Consider the following 17842-nt stretch of genomic DNA (forward strand, 5'->3'; position numbering starts at 1 on the left):
GCACCGGCCTGGGCCCGCGCGCCTACGCCATCATCGGCCAGGGCACGATCAGCCGGATCATCGAATCCAAGCCCGAGGAACTGCGCCTGTTCCTGGAAGAGGCCGCCGGTGTCTCCAAATACAAGGAGCGCCGCCGCGAGACCGCCAACCGCCTGAGCGACACGCGCGAGAACCTGACCCGGGTCGAGGACATCCTGCGCGAACTCAACGCCAACCTGGAGAAGCTGGAGAAGCAGGCCGAGGTGGCCGCGCGCTACAACCAGCTGAGCGCCAGCGCCACGCTCAAGCAGCACCAGCTGTGGTTCCTCAAGCGCAGCGAGGCCGAGGCCGATCAGGTCAAGGTCAAGAACGACGCGGCCCAGGCGCTCAACGACCTGGAATCGCGCACCGCCGACCTGCGCCGGGTGGAAAGTGAGCTGGAAACCATCCGCCAGGCGCACTACGCCGCGGGCGACCAGGTCAACCAGGCCCAGGGCAAGCTGTACGAAGCCAGCGCCGAGGTCGGCAAGCTCGAAGCCGAGATCCGCTTCGTGGTCGAGGGCCGCACCCGCGTCGAACAGCGCCTGGTGCAGCTGAAAGAACAGATCGCCTCCTGGTCCACCCGCAGCGAGGACGCCGGCGTCGAGCTGGAGCAGCTGGCCGAAGCCATGGTCGAGGCCGAGGAAAAGTCGGTCGTGCTCGCCGCCCAGGGCGAAGAGCAGGCCGGTGCCTTGCCCGCACTCGAAGACGCGCTGCGCGCGGCCCAGAACCTCGCCAACGAACAGCGCGGCAGCGTCACCCAGGTGCAGCAGCAGATCCAGGTGCTGGCGGCCGAACAGCGCAGCATCGAAGAACAGAGCCGCCAGATCGGCGTGCGCCGCGACAAGCTCAGCGCCGACCGCAACGCACTGGCCGCGCCCGACGAGGCGCGCCTGGTCAGCGCCCAGGAACAGCTGGCGCAGGCACAGGAAGCCGCCGACATGGCCGAAGCCGTGCTGCACGAACTGCAGGACCACGTGCCGCAGCTCGACGACGCGCGCCGCAGCGCCCAGCAGGCCGTCAACCAGGAATCGGCCCGACAGTCCGACCTGTCGGCCCGCATGGAGGCGCTCAAGGCGCTGCAGGACAAGGTCAAGACCGACGGCAAACTCAAACCCTGGCTGGCCAAACACGGGCTGGACGGGCTGCAGGGCCTGTGGAGCCGTCTGCACATCGAACCTGGCTGGGAAAACGCGCTCGAAGCCGCGCTGCGCGAACGCCTGTCGGCGCTGGAAGTCTCGCGCCTGGAGATGGTGCGCGCCTTCGCCAGCGACGCGCCGCCCGCCAAGCTGACCTTCTACAGCCCGGTGAGCGCCGCGGCGCCGGCTGCTGGTGGCGGTGCGCTCAAGCCGCTGGCCGACTGGCTGCGCCTGAACGACGCCGGCCAGAAGGCCTTGCTGGCCGACTGGCTGCAGGGCTGCCTGACGGCGCCCAACCTCGAAGAGGCCATGGCCCAGCGCGCCCAGCTGCAGGCCGGCGATGTGATCTACGTGCCCAGCGGCCACGCGGTCAGCGCGCACAGCGTCAGCTTCTACGCGCCCGACAGCGAGCAGGCAGGCCTGCTGGCCCGCGCGCAGGAAATCGAACACCTCGAAAAAGAACTGCGCGCCCAGGCCTTGATCGCCGAGCAGGCCCGGACCGACCTGGTGCGGGCCGAAGCCGCGTACAGCGAGGCCTCGCAGCGCCTGGTGGCGGCCCGCCGCGAAGGCGCCGAGACGCGCGGCAAGGCGCACGAACTGCAGGTCGAGACGCTGCGCCTGACCCAGCTGGCCGAGCAGACCCGTGCCCGCAGCGAGCAGATCGCCGCCGACCTGGCCGAGGTGGACGCCCAGCTCGAAGCCCTGCAGGAACGCCGCGTGACGGCCGAAGCCCGCTTCGAAGAGCTGGACATGCAGCTGGCCGACAGCCAGGAGCGCCACGCCCAGCTGGACGACCAGGTAATCGAGGCCGAGCGCAAGCTGACCGGCGCGCGCGAACAGCAACGCAGCCTGGAGCGCAACGCCCAGGAAGCCACCTTTGCCCTGCGCAGCCTGCAGGCGCGCCAGGCCGAATTGCAGCGCTCGCTGGAAACCGCGGCCATGCAGGAGCGCTCGCTGGCCGACGAAGAGCGCCGCGCCGGTGAAGAACTGACGCGCCTGAGCGACGCCGCCGCCCAGGCCGGGCTGCAGAACGTGCTGGCCGTCAAGCTCGAACGCGAACAGGCCCTGGGCGCGCTGCGCAGCCAGTACGACGATCTGACCACCAAGCTGCGCGCCAGCGACGAGCACCGCCTCAAGCTTGAACGCGAACTGGACCCGCTGCGCCTGCGCATCACCGACTTCCAGCTCAAGGAACAGGCCGCGCGCCTGGGTGTGGAGCAGTACAGCCAGCTGCTGGCCGAAGCCAACGCCGACCTGGCCGCTGTGGCGCAAAGCATCACCGAAGGCAATGTGCGCCTGGCCGGCCTGCAGGGCGAGATCGACCGCCTGCACCGCGAGATCCAGGCCCTGGGCGCGGTGAACCTGGCCGCACTCGACGAACTGACCGCCGCGCGCGAGCGCAAGACCTTCCTGGATGCCCAGACCGCCGACCTGACGGAGGCCATGACCACGCTGGAAGACGCGATCAAGAAGATCGACAACGAAACCCGCGACCTGCTGGGCAGCACCTTCGAGACCGTCAACGGCCATTTCGGCCGCATGTTCCCCGAGCTGTTCGGCGGCGGCAACGCCAGGCTGGTGATGACCGGCGAAGAAATCCTGGACGCCGGCGTGCAGGTGCTGGCCCAGCCGCCGGGCAAGAAGAACCAGACCATCCACCTGCTCTCGGGCGGCGAGAAGGCGCTGACCGCCATTGCGCTGGTGTTCGCCATCTTCCAGCTCAACCCGGCCCCGTTCTGCCTGCTGGACGAGGTGGACGCGCCGCTGGACGACGCCAACACCGAACGCTACGCGCGCCTGGTGACCAGCATGAGCAAGCAGGGCACCCAGTTCCTGTTCATCAGCCACAACAAGATCGCCATGGAAATGGCCGAGCAGCTGATCGGCGTGACCATGCAGGAGCAGGGCGTCTCGCGCATCGTGGCGGTGGACATGGAATCGGCCGCCGGCATGATGGAATCCCACTGAACCCAACCGTTCCTCAAGCGATTCAGCCCATGAGTTCACTGCAAATCAGTCTGGCGATCATCGGCGGCCTCGTGCTGGCCGGAGTGGTGGCGTACAACGCCTGGGTCACGCGCCGCAGCGCACCGCGCACCGCCAGCGAGCGCCTGCCGCAAGACGGCGCCGCGGCCGCCGACGGCCGGGTGTTCCAGGACACCCAGCCCGGCGCACCGGCAACAGGCGAGCGCATCGACCCGGTGCTGGACGACTCCATGCACGGGCCGGCCGATGGCGCCGTCGACGGCGCGGTGGCGCGGGCCCCCGCGGTCGTGCCGGTGACGCTGAACCACGTGGTGCAGGCGCCCGAAAAGCGCCCGGGTCTGGACGCCCTGATCGACGTCATTGCGCCGTTGCTGCCCGAAGGCCCGGTCTCGGGCGAAGCGCTGCTGGCCGCCTTGCCCGGCACGCGCCGTGTGGGCAGCAAGCCGTTTGCGGTGGAAGGCCAGCACGAGGCCACGGGCGAGTGGGAAGCACCGCGCCCCGGCCAGCGCTACACCGCGCTGCAGGCCGGCGTGCAGCTGGCCAACCGCTCGGGTGCGCTCAACGACATCGAGTTCTCCGAATTCGTGGTCAAGGCCCAGGCCTTTGCCGACGCCGTGGGCGCCGCGCCCGACTTCCCGGACATGCGGGCCGAAGTCGCCCGCGCCCGCGAACTGGACCACTTCGCCAGCGGGCACGATGCGCAGCTGGGCTTCACCCTGCGCGCGCGCCGCGCCGCCTGGAGCCCCGGTTACGTGGCGCAGCACGCGGCCCGCCTGGGCTTTGTGGCCGGCGTGCTGCCCGGACGCATGGTGCTGCCGGGCAGCGAGGCCGGGCAGGCGCCCATCCTCAGCCTGAGCTTCGACCCTCAGGCCGCCATGGCCGATGACCCGGAACAGAGCGCGCTGCGCGAGGTGGCCCTGTCGCTGGAAGTGACCCACGTGCCGCGCAGCGAACAGCCCTTTGTGCGCCTGCGCCAGGCCGCCGCCGCGCTGGCCGAAGCCATGGACGGCGTGGTCACCGACGATGCCGGCCAGCTGCTGAACGCCGACACCATGGACCGCATCGGAGCCGATCTGGAAGGCCTGTACGACGCGCTGGATAGCCACGATCTGTCGGCCGGGTCGGCGCAGGCGCGCAGATTGTTCAGCTGAACGATTGACCCACCCCCGCCACGCTGCGCGTGACCCCCCAGGGGGCGATGCTGGCGGCCCGGCAAAGCCGGTTCCGCGGCATCCTGGCCGAATTCACCTCTATCGCTGCATGAGCACTTCTGATCTGTTTTCCTCTCAGCCCACGCCAGCGGAGCGCGCGGCCGAGCTGCGCGCGCAGCTGAACCACCACGCCCACCGCTACTACGTGCTGGACGCGCCAGAGATTCCCGACGCCGAGTACGACCGGCTCTTCCGTGAACTGCAGGCGCTGGAAGCGGCACACCCCGAGTTGCTGACCCCCGACTCGCCCACGCAGCGGGTGGGCGGCGCCCTGCTGGACGAACTCGCCAAGGTGCGGCATGCGGTGCCCATGCTGTCCATCGAGACCGAAACCGATACCGAGCCGACCGGGGCGCTGAACTTCGACACCCGCGTGCGCCGCGCGCTCGGCCTGGCCGAGGACGCACTGGCGGTGGAGTACGTGGGCGAACTCAAGTTCGACGGCCTGGCCATGAGCCTGCGCTATCAAAACGGCGTGATGGTGCAGGCCGCCACGCGCGGCGACGGCGAGGTGGGTGAGGACGTGACGCACAACATCCGCACCATCGGACAGGTGCCTTTGCGCCTGCCGGCCGACTGTCCCGCTGTGCTGGAGGTCCGCGGCGAGGTCTACATGCGCCGCGACCAGTTCGAGGCGCTCAACGAAAAACAGCGCGCCAAGATCGCCGCCGGGGCCAAGGGCGAAAAGACCTTCGTCAACCCGCGCAACGCCGCCGCCGGTGCGGTGCGCCAGCTCGATTCCGCCATCGCCGCCCAGCGCCCGCTGAGCTTTTTCGCCTACGGACTGGGCGAGGTCACGCCGGTGGAGCAGGGCGGCCCGACGTTCAAGACGCACTTTGGTCTGCTCATGCAGCTCAAGGCCTGGGGCTTTCCGGTGGCCGAGCAGACCACCGTGGCCCGTGGCGCGGACGAGTTGATCGCCTTCCACCAGCGCATCGGCGCCGCGCGCGACCAGCTGCCGTTCGACATCGACGGCGTGGTCTACAAGGTCAACAGCCTGGCGCTGCAGCGCGAGCTGGGCTTCAAGACCCGCGAGCCGCGCTGGGCGGTGGCGCACAAGTACCCGGCGCAGGAGCAGCTGACCACCGTGCTCGCCATCGACGTGCAGGTGGGCCGCACCGGCAAGCTCACGCCAGTGGCCAAGCTGGCGCCGGTGTTCGTGGGCAACGTCACCGTGACCAACGCCACCCTGCACAACGAAGACGAAGCGCGCCGCAAGGACGTGCGCGTGGGCGACACCGTGATCGTGCGCCGGGCCGGTGACGTGATCCCCGAGGTGGTGGCTTCGCTGCCCGAGAAGCGCGTGGGCGGCGCCGAGCCCTTCACCATGCCGCACACCTGCCCGGTCTGCGGCAGCGTGGCGGTGCGCGAAGAGGGCGAGGTGGACTACCGCTGCACAGGCGGCCTGTTCTGCGGCGCGCAGCGCAAGCAGGCCCTCCTGCACTACGCGCAGCGCCGCGCGGTGGAGATCGAGGGCCTGGGCGACAAGCTGGTCGAGCAACTGGTGGACGCCGACGTGGTCAAGACCCTGCCGGACCTGTACCGCCTGGGCCTGATGGCGCTGGCCAACCTGGACCGCATGGCCGAGAAGTCGGCCCAGAACATCCTGGCCGCATTGGAAAAGTCCAAGCAGACCACGCTGCCGCGTTTCCTGTTCGGCCTGGGCATCCGCCATGTGGGCGAGGCCACGGCCAAAGAAATGGCGCGCCACTTCGGCAACCTGGACGCGATCATGGACGCCAGCCTGGAGCAGCTGCTGGAGGTCAACGATGTCGGCCCCATCGTGGCGCAGAGCATCCGCACCTTCTTTGACCAGCCGCACAACCGCGAGGTGGTGGAACAGCTGCGCGCCTGTGGCGTCACCTGGGCCGAAGGCGCACCGGCCGAGCGCGCCGCCCAGCCGCTGGCGGGCAAAACCTTTGTGCTGACCGGCACCTTCCCCACGCTCAAGCGCGAAGAAGCCAAGGAAATGCTCGAAGCCGCCGGTGCCAAGGTGGCCGGTTCGGTGAGCAAAAAGACCGACTACGTGGTGGCCGGCGAAGAGGCGGGCAGCAAGCTGGACAAGGCCCGCGAACTGGGCGTCGCGGTGATCGACGAGGCCGGCATGCTGGCGCTGCTGCAGAGCTGATACGACCCGCGCAGCGGCGGAGCGTGGGGGCGAACGATCTGGCGCCGGGCCGCCCCAAGCCGGATCACCCCCCCTGGGGGGCAGCGACCCGCGCAGCGGCGGAGCGTGGGGGCGAACGATCCGGCGCCGGGCCGCCCCAAGCCGGATCAACCCCCCTGGGGGGCAGCGACCCGCGCCAGCGGCGGAGCGTGGGGGCTAACGATCTGGCGCCGGGCCGCCCCAAGCCAGATCAGCCCCCCTGGGGGGCAGCGACCCGCGCAGCGGTGGAGCGTGGGGGCTACATCACTTGGTGAACTTGTAGTGATCCCGGTTGAGCACCGCCGCCACGGCATCGACTTCCTCGGGAAACATGCCCAGGTTCATGTTGGTGTTGCACATTTCGACCATGCCGCGCAGCAGGCCGGCGGTGTTGATCTTGCCCTGGGGCTTGTAGATGGCGCTGCCGTCGCCGCCCACCTTGCTGGTGTGGCAGGCCACGCACTTGTGTTCGTCGATCAGCTTCTGGCCCAGGGCGAGGTCGGCGCCCTGGAACATGTCGGCCGCGCGGGCCTGCCCCGTCCAGAGCACCAGCCCGCCCACCAGCAACAGGCCGCCGAGCGCCCAGGTCCGGGCGCGGGCCGGCCGCCGTGACAGGGCGGTGGCGCGAAGCGACGAGTGGGTGGTGTTCATGGTGGGCTCCTGGTGGGTGAACATTGCGGGGGCGGTGCGTGGCGTTCACTGTATATCCAGCACAATCCGCAGCCATCAGGGACATCCTTAGAGGACATCGGCCATGACCGTGCACACCATTCTCAAGATGGGCGACCCACGCTTGCTGCGCGTGGCCAGCCCCGTCACCGACTTCGACACGCCCGGACTGCACCGCCTGGTGATGGACATGGTGGACACCATGGCCGCCGCCAACGGTGCCGGGCTGGCCGCGCCACAGATCGGGGTGGACCTGCAGGTGGTGGTGTTCGGCACCGGCGCACCGAACCCGCGCTACCCCGACGCACCGCCCGTGCCCCGCACGGTGCTGATCAATCCCGTGATCACGCCGCTGGGCGCCGAGGAGTCCGATGACTGGGAAGGCTGCCTGTCGGTGCCGGGCCTGCGGGGCGTGGTGCCGCGCTGGCAGCGCATCCGCTACCAGGGTTTCGATCTGACAGGGCAGCCGATCGACCGCGAGGCCCAGGGCTTCCACGCCCGGGTGGTGCAGCACGAATGCGATCACCTGCAGGGCGTGCTCTATCCCATGCGGGTGCGCGATTTCACCCGTTTCGGTTTCACCGAGGTGCTGTTCCCCGGGCTGGACGCGGCCGACGACGACTGATCCCCCCGATCGGTGGTGCCTGAAACAATTCGACATGTTCGGCGCGCCAAATGCACTAAATTCGCAGGCCAACAAAGGACCACCCTTTCGGGTGGAGGGATCCCACATGAAGCTCATGATCGCCGCGCTCGGCTGCGCGGCCCTGCTCGGCGGCTGTGCAGCGCCACAGCCGCCCCGCCCATCGGAACCCGAACTGCCCGCCCAGTGGTACGCACCACCCCTGGCCCACCAGGGCAGCGCCGCCGAACTGGCCCAGTGGTGGGGCCGCCTGGGCGACCCGGTGCTCACCGACTGGATCACCCGGGCGCAGACCCACAGCCCCAGCGTGGCCGCTGCCCGGGCACAAGTGACCGCGGCGCGTGCCGCCGTGGCCGCCAGCGAAACCCAGGCCGGCCCGCAGGTGTCGGCGGTGGCCAGTGCCTCGCGTGGCCGGCCCGACGCCAGCACCCCGCTGGGCAACGCCGTGGGCGTGGGGCTGCAGGCGTCGTGGGTGATCGACCTCTGGGGCGGTGCCGCCGCCGAAACGGCCAGCGCCCGCGCGCAGCAGGACGCCGCCGGCGCCGGCTGGCACGAGGCCCGCGTGGTGGTGGCCGCCGAAGTGGCCCAGCTGTATGTGGCGCAGCGCCTGTGCCGGGCCCAGCTGGCCGTGGCCAGCAGCGACCGCGATTCGCGCGGCGCCACCGCCCGCAGCAGCGCCGTGACCGAAAAGGTCGGCCTCACGGCCCCGGCGGTGCTGGCCCTGGCCCAGGCCAGCCACGCCGAGGCGCAGGCGCGCACCCAGACGCAGACCGAACAATGCGAGCGCCAGATCAAGGCCCTGGTGGCGCTGACCGCGCTGCCCGAACCCACGCTGCGCGGGCAACTGGCCGGCTCGCCCGGCCCGCAGCTGGCCGCCATGCCGGCGCTGTCCGTACAAGCCGTGCCGGCCGAGGCCATCCGCCAGCGGCCCGATGTGTACCACGCCCAGCGCGAGCTGGTGGCCGCGGGCGAGGCGGCCGGTGCGGCCCGCGCCTTGCTGCTGCCCAACCTCAGCCTCTCGGGCAGTCTGCTGCGCAACCGGTACAGCACCGGGTCGGGCAGCACGAACTTCACCACCTGGTCGGTCGGCCCCTTGTCGCTGAACCTGCCGCTGATCGGCCGCGGCGCACTGACCGCCAACGCCGACGCCGCACAGGCCCGTTACGAAGCCGCGGCCGTGGCCTACGCGGCCACGCTGCGCCAGGCGGTGGCCGAGGTGGAACAGGCGCTGGTGACGCTGGACGGGCTGGCGCTGCGCCTGACCGCCACCGACGCCGCCCAGGCGGGGTACGTGAAGTCTTTCGGTGCCACCGAGGCGCGCCACCGCGTGGGCCTGGCCAACCTGAACGAACTGGAAGACGCACGTCGCCTGCGCCTGAACGCGGAGAGCAGCACCATCGCGCTGCAGCAGGAACGCTTCAACGCCTGGGTGGCCCTTTACCTGGCCCTGGGCGGCGGCTTCGACCCGGCCCAACCCCAACCGACACCGTGAGAGCCGAGATGAACATGCCTGCCCGTTTTCCCTTCCCAAGCGCGGCCTGGCCGCTGGCCGCCGCGCTGCTCAGCGTGGGCCTGACCGCCTGCCAGCCCGCGGCCGACACATCGCAGGGCGGTGAAGCCGCCAAGGCCGCGCCCGCGGCGGCCGCCGCCAAACCCGCCATGACGGTGACCGTGACCCGTCCGACCCGAGAATCCCTGTCGATTGGCCTGCAGGCCAACGGCAACGTCAGCGCCTGGCAGGAAGCGAGCGTGGGCGCTGAACTCAACGGCCTGCGGCTGGCCGCGGTGAACGTGAACGTGGGCGATGTGGTCAAAAAAGGCCAGGTGCTGGCCACACTGGCCGGCGAAACCACCCAGGCCGAGAGCCTGCAGAGCCGTGCCGCCCTGATGCAGGCCGAAGCCAGCCACGAGAACGCCAGGGCCGACGCCGACCGGGCGCGCGCCATCCAGGACACGGGGGCGCTGTCGAAGTCGCAGATCGCCCAGTACCTGACGGCCGAGAAGGTGGCCAGGGCCCAGTGGGAAGCCGCCAGGGCCGCCTACGGGGCGACGAAGGTTCGGTTGGCCAACACGCGCGTGCTGGCGCCCGACGACGGCGTCATCTCGGCCCGCGCCGCCAGCGTGGGCGCGGTGGTGGGCGCGGGGCAGGAGCTGTTCCGCCTGGTGCGCGGCAGCCGCATGGAATGGCGCGCCGAGGTGACGCCCACCGAGGTGGGCCGCGTGCGCGTCGGCCAGAACGTGCGCGTGACCGCCGCCACCGGCACCGAGCTGGCGGGCCAGGTGCGGGCCATCGCTCCCGGCGCCGACCCGCAGACCCGCAACGTGCTGGTGTTCGTCGACCTGCCGCGCCACCCCGATCTGAAGGCCGGCACCTTTGCCAAAGGCCAGTTCGAGCTGGGCCAGAGCGCCGCGCTCACCGTGCCGGCCCAGTCGGTGGTGGTGCGCGACGGCCACCACTATGTGTTTGTGATCGGCGCCGACAACAAGGCCATGCAGCGCAAGGTTGAGGCTGGGCGCCGCACCGGCGAACGTGTGGAAGTGCTCGATGGTCTGAAGGACGGCGAGCCGGTGGCGGTGCAGGGCGCCGGTTTCCTGAACGAAGGCGACCTCGTGAAGGTGACGCAATGAACGTCTCGGCCTGGTCGATCAAGAACCCGATCCCGGCGGCGATGCTGTTCGTCATGCTCACGCTCGCCGGGCTGTTTTCGTTCTCGTCGATGAAGGTGCAGAACTTCCCCGACCTGGACGTGCCCAACATCACCATTGTGGCCAGCCTGCCGGGCGCCGCGCCCAACCAGCTGGAAAACGACGTCGCCCGCAAGATCGAGAACAGCCTGGCCTCGCTGCAGGGCCTCAAGCACGTCTACACCAAGGTGCAGGACGGGGTGGTCTCCATCACGGCCGAATTCCGCATCGAGAAGAACACGCAGGAAGCGCTGGACGACGTGCGCTCGGCGGTGGCCAAGGTGCGTGGCGACCTGCCCACCGACCTGCGCGAGCCCATCATCAACAAGCTCGAACTCGCCGGCGGCGCGGTGCTGGCCTACACCGTGCGGTCCGACCGCATGGACGACGAGGCGATTTCCTGGTTCGTCGACAACGACGTGGCCAAGCTGCTGCTGTCGGTGCGCGGCGTGGGGGCGATCAACCGCGTGGGCGGCGTCAACCGCGAGGTGCAGGTGCAGCTGGACCCGCTCAAGCTGCAGGCCCTGGGCACCACCGCGGCCGACATTTCGCGCCAGCTGGCGCGGGTGCAGATCGAAAGCGCCGGTGGCCGGGTCGACATCGGCGGCAGTCAGCAGCCGCTGCGCACGCTCTCGGCCATGAAATCGGCCGATGAGCTGGCGGCGCTGGAGCTGTCGCTGTCGGACGGCCGGCGCGTGCGGCTGGACCAGATCGCGACCGTGAAGGACACCGTGGCCGAGCCGACGGCCGCGGCCTTCCTTGACGGCAAGCCGGTGGTGGGCTTTGAAGTGGCCCGCAGCCGCGGCGCCAGCGAGGTCGAGGTGGGGCAGGGCGTGCGCGAAAAGCTCAAGGCCCTGCAGGCCGCGCGCCCGGACCTGCAGATCACCGAATCCTTCGACTTCGTCACGCCGGTGGAGGACGAATACAACGCCTCGATGACGCTGCTGTACGAGGGCGCGATTCTGGCCGTGCTGGTGGTCTGGCTGTTCCTGCGCGACTTCCGCGCGACGGTGGTGTCTGCGGTGGCGCTGCCGTTGTCGGCCATCCCGGCCTTCATCGGCATGCACTACATGGGCTTCACCATCAACGTGGTGACCTTGCTGGCCATGTCGCTGGTGGTGGGCATCCTGGTGGACGACGCCATCGTCGAGGTGGAAAACATCGTGCGCCACATGCGCATGGGCAAGACGCCCTACCAGGCCGCCATGGAAGCGGCCGACGAGATCGGCATGGCGGTGATCGCCACCACCTTCACCCTGATCGCGGTCTTCCTGCCCACGGCCTTCATGGCCGGCATCCCGGGCAAGTTCTTCAAGCAGTTCGGCTGGACGGCGGCGCTCGCCGTGTTCGCCTCGCTGGTGGTGGCGCGCGCGCTCACGCCCATGATGGCGGCGTACATCATGAAGCCGGTGGTGCTGGCCAAAGACCGCCCGCAATGGGCGAGGCGCAACGCGGTGCTGGGGCGCGTCTGGGCCTGGATGACCAACCAGAGCGAGCCGCAATGGCTCCACACCTACCGGGGCTGGGCGGCGTGGTGCATCCGCCACCGCTGGGTGACCATGGTCGGTGCGCTGCTGTTCTTCGTCGGCTCGATCATGCTCATCCCGCTGCTGCCGCAGGGCTTCATCCCGGCGGACGACAACTCTCAGACGCAGGTGTACCTGGAACTGCCCCCAGGCAGCACCCTGAAGCAGACGGTGGCCACGGCCGAACGCGCCCGGCTGCTGGTCAATGGGGTGAAGCACGTCAAGTCGGTCTACACCACCATCGGCTCCGGCTCGGCCGGCAGCGACCCGTTCGCCCCGCAGGGCGCGCAGGAGTCGCGCAAGGCGGCGCTGACCATCCAGCTCGATCCGCGCGGCGAGCGCCCGCGCAAGCAGGTGATCGAAAACCAGATCCGCGAGGCCATGTCCAACCTGCCGGGCGTGCGCAGCAAGGTGGGCCTGGGCGGCTCGGGCGAAAAATACATCCTCACCCTGACCGGCAGCGACCCCAACGCCATGGCCAGCGCGGCGCGCGCCATCGAACGCGACCTGCGCACCATCGCCGGCGTGGGCAGCATCCAGTCCAGCGCGGCCCTGGTGCGCACCGAGATCATCGTCACGCCCGACCTGCAACGCGCCGCCGATCTGGGCGTGACCAGCAGCGCCATCGCCGAAACCCTGCGCATCGCCACCGTGGGCGACTACGACGCGGCCCTGCCCAAGCTCAACCTGCCGCAGCGCCAGGTACCGATCGTCGTCAAGCTCGACGCCGCCGCGCGCGAAGACCTGGACGTGCTCTCGCGCCTGGCCGTGCCGGGTGCCAAGGGGCCGGTCATGCTGGGCCAGGTGGCCACGCTCAGCTTCGGCGGCGGCCCGGCCGTGATCGACCGATACGACCGCTCGCGCAACATCAACTTCGAGGTCGAACTCGCCGGCATCGCGCTGGGCGACATGAAGACCGCGGTGGACGCGCTGCCCAGCATTCAGAACCTGCCGCCGGGCGTGCAGGTGATCGAGATCGGTGACGCCGAGGTGCAGGGCGAACTGTTCGCCAGCTTTGGCCTGGCCATGCTGACCGGCGTGCTGTGCATCTACATCGTGCTGGTGCTGCTGTTCAAGGCGTTTTTGCACCCCTTCACCATCCTGGCGGCGCTGCCGCTGTCGCTGGGTGGGGCCTTCGTGGCGCTGCTGCTGACCAACAAGAGCTTCTCCATGCCCTCGCTGATCGGCCTGATCATGCTCATGGGCGTGGCCACCAAGAACTCCATCCTGCTGGTGGAATACGCCATCGAGGCGCGGCGCGGGCACGATGGCAGCGACGGCCGCCCCGCCGTCGCGGGCCTGGGCCGGCTGGACGCCATCCTCGACGCCTGCCACAAACGCGCACGCCCCATCGTCATGACCACCATCGCCATGGGCGCGGGCATGCTGCCCATCGCCGTGGGCTGGGGCGCGGCCGACAGCAGCTTCCGCTCGCCCATGGCCGTGGCCGTCATCGGCGGCCTGATCACCTCCACCTTCCTGAGCCTGCTGGTCATCCCGGCGGTGTTCACCATCGTGGATGACCTGGCGCTGTGGTTCGGGCGGATGACGGGACGTCGGCCGGCAGAGGCGGTTGCGCCGCTGCAACCGCAGCTCAAGTGAGCCCCGTCACAGGGGTGTCGACAGGTAGCGCACCCAGCCGATGCGCCCCTGGACACGGACGCCTTCGTCGGTGAAACCTGCGTTCCGGTAGGCGCGGATGCCGGCGTGGTTGTCTTCGTCGACCGACAGGCTCACCCGCGCCGTGCCGGGCCAGTGCGAACGTATCCAGTGGGGTAGCTGCACCAGGGCAGCCGATCCCAGGCCCTGACCTTGGCTGCCGAGGTCGATCCGCAGGGCGCTGACCACCGCTGCATCCGCCTTGGCCCATTCGGGCGCCGAGGGGCCGCGCCGCAGCAGCAGGAAACCGACAGCGTCGGCGCCCTCCAGGATGGCCAGGCCGGCCAGGTGTTCTTCGGCGGTGGACTCGCAGGTGGCGATCGCCTGTTCGACCGTGCCGGCGTATTCGGTCTGCGGCCCGCTCACGCGCAGCCGCCGCACGGCCTGTTGCTGATCGCCGGTCAGCGTCTGCCAGCGCACCAGGCTCAGTTTCGGCGGTGAATGGGGCGGCACGGGCGGTGGTTTCGGCCGGTCGACGTCAACGGGTGGTGCCGAGCCGCTCAGCCTTCCAGAGGGTCGGCAGGGATTCATGTAAAAAACCGCAGAAACGACCTTAAGCCTATGATTCCATTGGAATTATGGTGGCATCGAAATTCAAAGGACCGATCTTCCTTTTGAAGTCCAGCGTGTAGTCCCCAAACCTGTTGATGTGAGCCGTGCGAAACGGCGCCAGGCCCCCCAGGATCTCCAGCGTGATCTCGGTGCCCTCATCTCGAAGCTCCTGCAGAACCCGCGTCATGCCCACCACGTTGTGCAAAATGATCATGTTGGCCACCAGGTGGTTGTACTTGATCACCTTGCGTTGCTCGTGCCGGATGTTCTCCGCAATGATCCCCTCTCCCCCGAAGAAGGACCAGCCGGCAAAGACATTGAATTGCTCGCTCTTGTTGGTTTCGGCATGGATCACCTTGCGCAGCCCGACATCGCCGATGTAGCTCAGCAGGAACATGGTCCGGATGACCTTGCCGAGCTCCACAAACGCGAAATACAGCTTGTTCTTGCGGCTGTAGGTGCCGAGCCGGCGCAGGATGGCCGACGGCGTGATCTTGCCGGTCTTGATGGAAACCGCCACCCGCAGCATCGCCGGCAAATGCAGCTCAATCAGCCGCCAGTCGATCACATCGCTGAACAGCGCATTGATGTTGCGGTAAACATTGCCCGGCTCCGGGCGATGGAATTTGAGGTCTTGGATGCCCCGGATGCGCGGCATGAGCTGGATGCCCAGCAAGTGGGCCAGCGCGAAGACCGGGTAACTCTGGGCCTGCGTGTCCCCGTGAATCGTGTCCGGCCGGATGTCCGATTCGTTGGTCATCAGCCCATCCAGGATGTGGATGCCCTCATAGGTGCCGCAGGAAATGAAATGGCTGAACAGCGCGATGAACTTGTCGGACACATGGTAGTAGCCGATGCCGCCGTACCCGCCATAGCGGATATGGTGCTCGGACAGCAAGTTCTGCTCGTAGAGGTTCCACTTCGTGCCGTCGGCCGACGCGTGCTTGCCGGTGCCCCAGTAGCCTGGCAGTTCAAACTTGTTGTACGCATTGATCACCTTGACAATGGCCTTGTCCAGAAGATCCTCGCTGACGTATTTCAAGTTCAGCCAGGAAATCTGGCGGCGGCTCAGTCCTTTGATGGATTTGGCGGTCTGAACCGGCCCCAGGTTGCAGCCGTAGCAAAACAGCGTCGTGATGACGCGCATGCGCAGGTCCGCAAGGCGGCTGTCCGTCCCGGCCAATGGCCGGAACAGCTTGTGCAGGTCGAGCCAGCGTTCGGTGTCGATCATGACATCCACGATGCTGGCCGCTTGCATCCGCTCGGTGATCAGGGCGTCGATCCGCGCGGCGGCCTCGACGATTTCGGAGCGCGGCGGTTTGCGCAGAATCAGGCGGCCATCGACGATCTCAGCATGGGCGTTTTCCGGGAAAGTGGCGTCGATGTCCCGAGCCCGCTGAGCCATGGCGGATTTGAGCATCGTCACAAAGGTGCCGGGATCGGTCTCGATGCCGGTGACCTGGCCATAGCCGCCCACCTCCTTTTCAAAGGTTTCGTCATCGACCAGCTGCTCGCGGTAGTCGTCATAGCGCTCGCCGTACTTGATGAAGAGATCGCCCGACTTCAGGTCGTCCTTGACGGCATGCATGACTGCCAGTTCAAAATACCGGCGGTGGACGGCCTCTGCCCGGCCCTTGCCTGATGGCCGGACCAGCACCAACTTCTTCCACTGGGCGGACATCCAGCGGAGGTCCTTGTCTTCACTCAGGCCCAGCATGTCCAGCAGGACGATGTCCGTGCGGTTGTCGCGCAGCTTGTAAAGCGCCTCGATCAGCCGCTCCACCACCTGGTCCTCGCTGCTGGCTTTGGGCGAGGCGATGCCAATGCAGTTGAGCAACTGGGCCCGAACCATCTTGTAGGGCTGCAGCAGGAAAGGCAGATGGTTGCGGCCGGCGTAGGCCAGGTGCTGCTCGCATTCGTTCAGCAGCTCGTCCACCTCGGCCACCAGGGTGGTGCTGATGGCTTCAACGCGCTGGGTGTCCGTCCCCTCCAATTGGTAGGCGCCCAGGATGTCTTTGAGCTGGCCGACCAGCATGTCGGTTTTCTGGACCCGCTCCTGCTGGAAGGAGAGCAATTTCTGCCTGGCATTGTTTTCCAGGTTCTGCATCAGGCGAATAAACAGATCGGCAGCATCGTCCAGAGACTGGGCATGCTGCGCCCGGATGAAGATCACCGCCAGGGCGTAGCGCTTTTGCGGCTTGAGTTCGGCCATCTCGGCCGCATCGAGGGCGCGCGCCAGGTGCCGGAACTGCTTGAGCTTGGGCACCGGCACGTCGGGCTTGGGAAGCAGCTCCACCAGGTATTGCAGGCGCCGGATGTGCTGAATGTAGGTGCGCGTTTCCTTGTTGGTCGGCCGCTTGGGTTCGCGCTTGAGCATTTGCCAGGGAGAAACCGACTCACCCGTGGCGGTTTTAAGCAAGCCGTCGATCAGGGCCTTGGTATGAGCCGTCAACTGACTGGTGATCGCGGAGAAATACCGATTGTTGCTCTTTTCCCGGGCACGAAACGCCATCCGGTCCAGCGTCGAGAAGGCCGGCAATTCGTAGCGGTGGTGGACCAGTTCCTCCAGCATCACGTTGATGATGTCGGCCACCGCGTGTTTGGTCTCGGCCGCCGTGTTGGCCACGACCTCCAGCCAGGCGTAGCCCGCCGGGTTCAAGGGTTTGACATTCAAGTGCCGGCGCAAAGCCGCGAAAAGCGCCATGCGCGAGCCCGAGGCCTCGAAGCGCTTGAGGTCCGCCGCCAGGGGCGGCCGAGCCGCACCCGCCTGCTGCGCAATGTGCTCTCGGATTGCCGGGGGCACCTCGGCCAAGGGGATGAAATAACCCAGGCGCTGGAAGACCTTCAGGTGGATCAGCGCCGCCATGCGCGGCAAGGCGCGCTTACTGATGCCTGCAGCCAGGAGTTGTTCGTCCTCGGTCGGCGTGTACAGCTCCGCCAACTCACGGGGTGTCGGATCGGGTTTCAGGCTGGGATAGGCCGTCTCATGGAGCGTGGTCATTCGCGGGGACTGCCCCGCCTGGTGGCTTTGCTACCCATCACATCAATCCCAATAGGTGTCGGTGGCGGGCTCGTGAAACGAGGTTTCCAGCAGGCACTGGTTGTCCTCGGCGACGCGATACATGTCATCGAGCAGCGTGGCGATCACCTCGTCCAGCGAGTCGCGGGACAGGCAAGGAATGCTCAACTCGTAGAGTGTGCCCTCGGCATTCAGGCGCTGCATGGAAAAACGCTCAAAACAGGTCTGCTCGATCAGCCTGTGGCCGCGGGCCAAGCCGCGCGACTGCTTGCTGAAGCGGGCCAGCACCATCGTGACGCGCAGGACCGCCACGGGCGTTGTTCCTTCGGCCGGCGGGCGGGGAACGCCCGCCGGCGCTGTCCGCAAAAGCAACGCAGGCGGTGGCTGCTGAACGGCCGATGCCAACGCAGGCAGTCCCTGTTCGAACCGGGCTTGCAGGCTGGAATCCGACGTATCCAGGTAGCGCATGGCCGATTTGACATCCTTCCAGCCGACGTATTCCATCAGCTCCTTGATGTCCCAGCCGCTGGCGCGAGCCCAGCCGGCAAAGCCGCGGCGCATGGAGTGGCTGCTGTATTCCTCGGGCGAC

General features: G+C 68.2%; 10 protein-coding genes and 1 pseudogene. 7 read left to right on the forward strand and 4 right to left on the reverse strand.

From position 1 onward, the window contains the following. The 3 genes from smc to ligA all read left to right on the forward strand — a co-directional run. A partial coding sequence (smc, locus tag RMP09_RS18655; protein ID WP_310567477.1) for a chromosome segregation protein SMC occupies positions 1 to 3125 on the forward strand: 3125 nt, incomplete at its 5' end. Positions 3126 to 3154: 29 nt separating this feature from the next. Beyond that, positions 3155 to 4294 carry a cell division protein ZipA C-terminal FtsZ-binding domain-containing protein gene (locus tag RMP09_RS18660; protein ID WP_310567478.1) on the forward strand — a complete coding sequence of 380 codons (1140 nt, stop codon included), beginning with the start codon at positions 3155 to 3157 and terminating at the stop codon, positions 4292 to 4294. 109 nt (positions 4295 to 4403) lie between these two features. Further along, on the forward strand, positions 4404 to 6482 hold the full coding sequence (gene ligA / locus RMP09_RS18665) for an NAD-dependent DNA ligase LigA (RefSeq protein ID WP_310567479.1): 2079 nt from the start codon (positions 4404 to 4406) through the stop codon (positions 6480 to 6482). A gap of 282 nt (positions 6483 to 6764) precedes the next feature. Here the strand turns inward: ligA and RMP09_RS18670 are convergent, their stop codons facing one another. Beyond that, a complete protein-coding gene (locus RMP09_RS18670; protein WP_310567480.1) occupies positions 6765 to 7151 on the reverse strand; it encodes a hypothetical protein in 387 nt (128 codons plus the stop codon). Between the two features lie 103 nt (positions 7152 to 7254). On the opposite strand from RMP09_RS18670, the gene def reads away from it, so the two are divergent. The 4 genes from def to RMP09_RS18690 all read left to right on the forward strand — a co-directional run bounded on the left by def (position 7255) and on the right by RMP09_RS18690 (position 13625). Continuing rightward, entirely contained in the window at positions 7255 to 7794 is a 540-nt protein-coding gene (gene def / locus RMP09_RS18675) for a peptide deformylase (RefSeq protein ID WP_310567481.1), read from the forward strand. Between the two features lie 106 nt (positions 7795 to 7900). Then, on the forward strand, positions 7901 to 9304 hold the full coding sequence (locus tag RMP09_RS18680; RefSeq protein WP_310567482.1) for an efflux transporter outer membrane subunit: 1404 nt from the start codon (positions 7901 to 7903) through the stop codon (positions 9302 to 9304). Between the two features lie 8 nt (positions 9305 to 9312). Beyond that, on the forward strand, positions 9313 to 10440 hold the full coding sequence (locus RMP09_RS18685; protein ID WP_310567483.1) for an efflux RND transporter periplasmic adaptor subunit: 1128 nt from the start codon (positions 9313 to 9315) through the stop codon (positions 10438 to 10440). Then, a complete protein-coding gene (locus RMP09_RS18690; RefSeq protein ID WP_310567484.1) occupies positions 10437 to 13625 on the forward strand; it encodes an efflux RND transporter permease subunit in 3189 nt (1062 codons plus the stop codon). The genes RMP09_RS18685 and RMP09_RS18690 overlap by 4 nt, the downstream gene beginning before the upstream one ends. Before the next feature lie 6 nt (positions 13626 to 13631). Here the strand turns inward: RMP09_RS18690 and RMP09_RS18695 are convergent, their stop codons facing one another. The 3 genes and pseudogenes from RMP09_RS18695 to RMP09_RS18705 form a co-directional block, all read right to left on the reverse strand. Beyond that, positions 13632 to 14135 carry a GNAT family N-acetyltransferase gene (locus tag RMP09_RS18695; protein WP_310567485.1) on the reverse strand — a complete coding sequence of 168 codons (504 nt, stop codon included), beginning with the start codon at positions 14133 to 14135 and terminating at the stop codon, positions 13632 to 13634. Between the two features lie 106 nt (positions 14136 to 14241). Beyond that, the gene (locus RMP09_RS18700; RefSeq protein WP_310567486.1) at positions 14242 to 17235 is read right to left on the reverse strand and encodes a Tn3 family transposase; all 2994 of its coding nucleotides are present in this window, start codon (positions 17233 to 17235) and stop codon (positions 14242 to 14244) included. Positions 17236 to 17277: 42 nt separating this feature from the next. Beyond that, positions 17278 to 17842: pseudogene (locus tag RMP09_RS18705) on the reverse strand (tyrosine-type recombinase/integrase); the annotation flags it as partial.

The sequence above is a fragment of the Hydrogenophaga sp. genome (assembly GCF_031426985.1).
Classification (GTDB): domain Bacteria; phylum Pseudomonadota; class Gammaproteobacteria; order Burkholderiales; family Burkholderiaceae_C; genus Hydrogenophaga.

Excerpts from the sequence above, each read along its gene's own strand:
- RMP09_RS18660 (WP_310567478.1), top strand. The coding sequence starts at position 3,155 with ATGAGTTCACTGCAAATCAGTCTGGCGATCATCGGCGGCCTCGTGCTG.
- ligA (WP_310567479.1), top strand. The coding sequence starts at position 4,404 with ATGAGCACTTCTGATCTGTTTTCCTCTCAGCCCACGCCAGCGGAGCGC.
- RMP09_RS18670 (WP_310567480.1), bottom strand. The coding sequence starts at position 7,151 with ATGAACACCACCCACTCGTCGCTTCGCGCCACCGCCCTGTCACGGCGG.
- def (WP_310567481.1), top strand. The coding sequence starts at position 7,255 with ATGACCGTGCACACCATTCTCAAGATGGGCGACCCACGCTTGCTGCGC.
- RMP09_RS18680 (WP_310567482.1), top strand. The coding sequence starts at position 7,901 with ATGAAGCTCATGATCGCCGCGCTCGGCTGCGCGGCCCTGCTCGGCGGC.
- RMP09_RS18685 (WP_310567483.1), top strand. The coding sequence starts at position 9,313 with ATGAACATGCCTGCCCGTTTTCCCTTCCCAAGCGCGGCCTGGCCGCTG.
- RMP09_RS18690 (WP_310567484.1), top strand. The coding sequence starts at position 10,437 with ATGAACGTCTCGGCCTGGTCGATCAAGAACCCGATCCCGGCGGCGATG.
- RMP09_RS18700 (WP_310567486.1), bottom strand. The coding sequence starts at position 17,235 with ATGACCACGCTCCATGAGACGGCCTATCCCAGCCTGAAACCCGATCCG.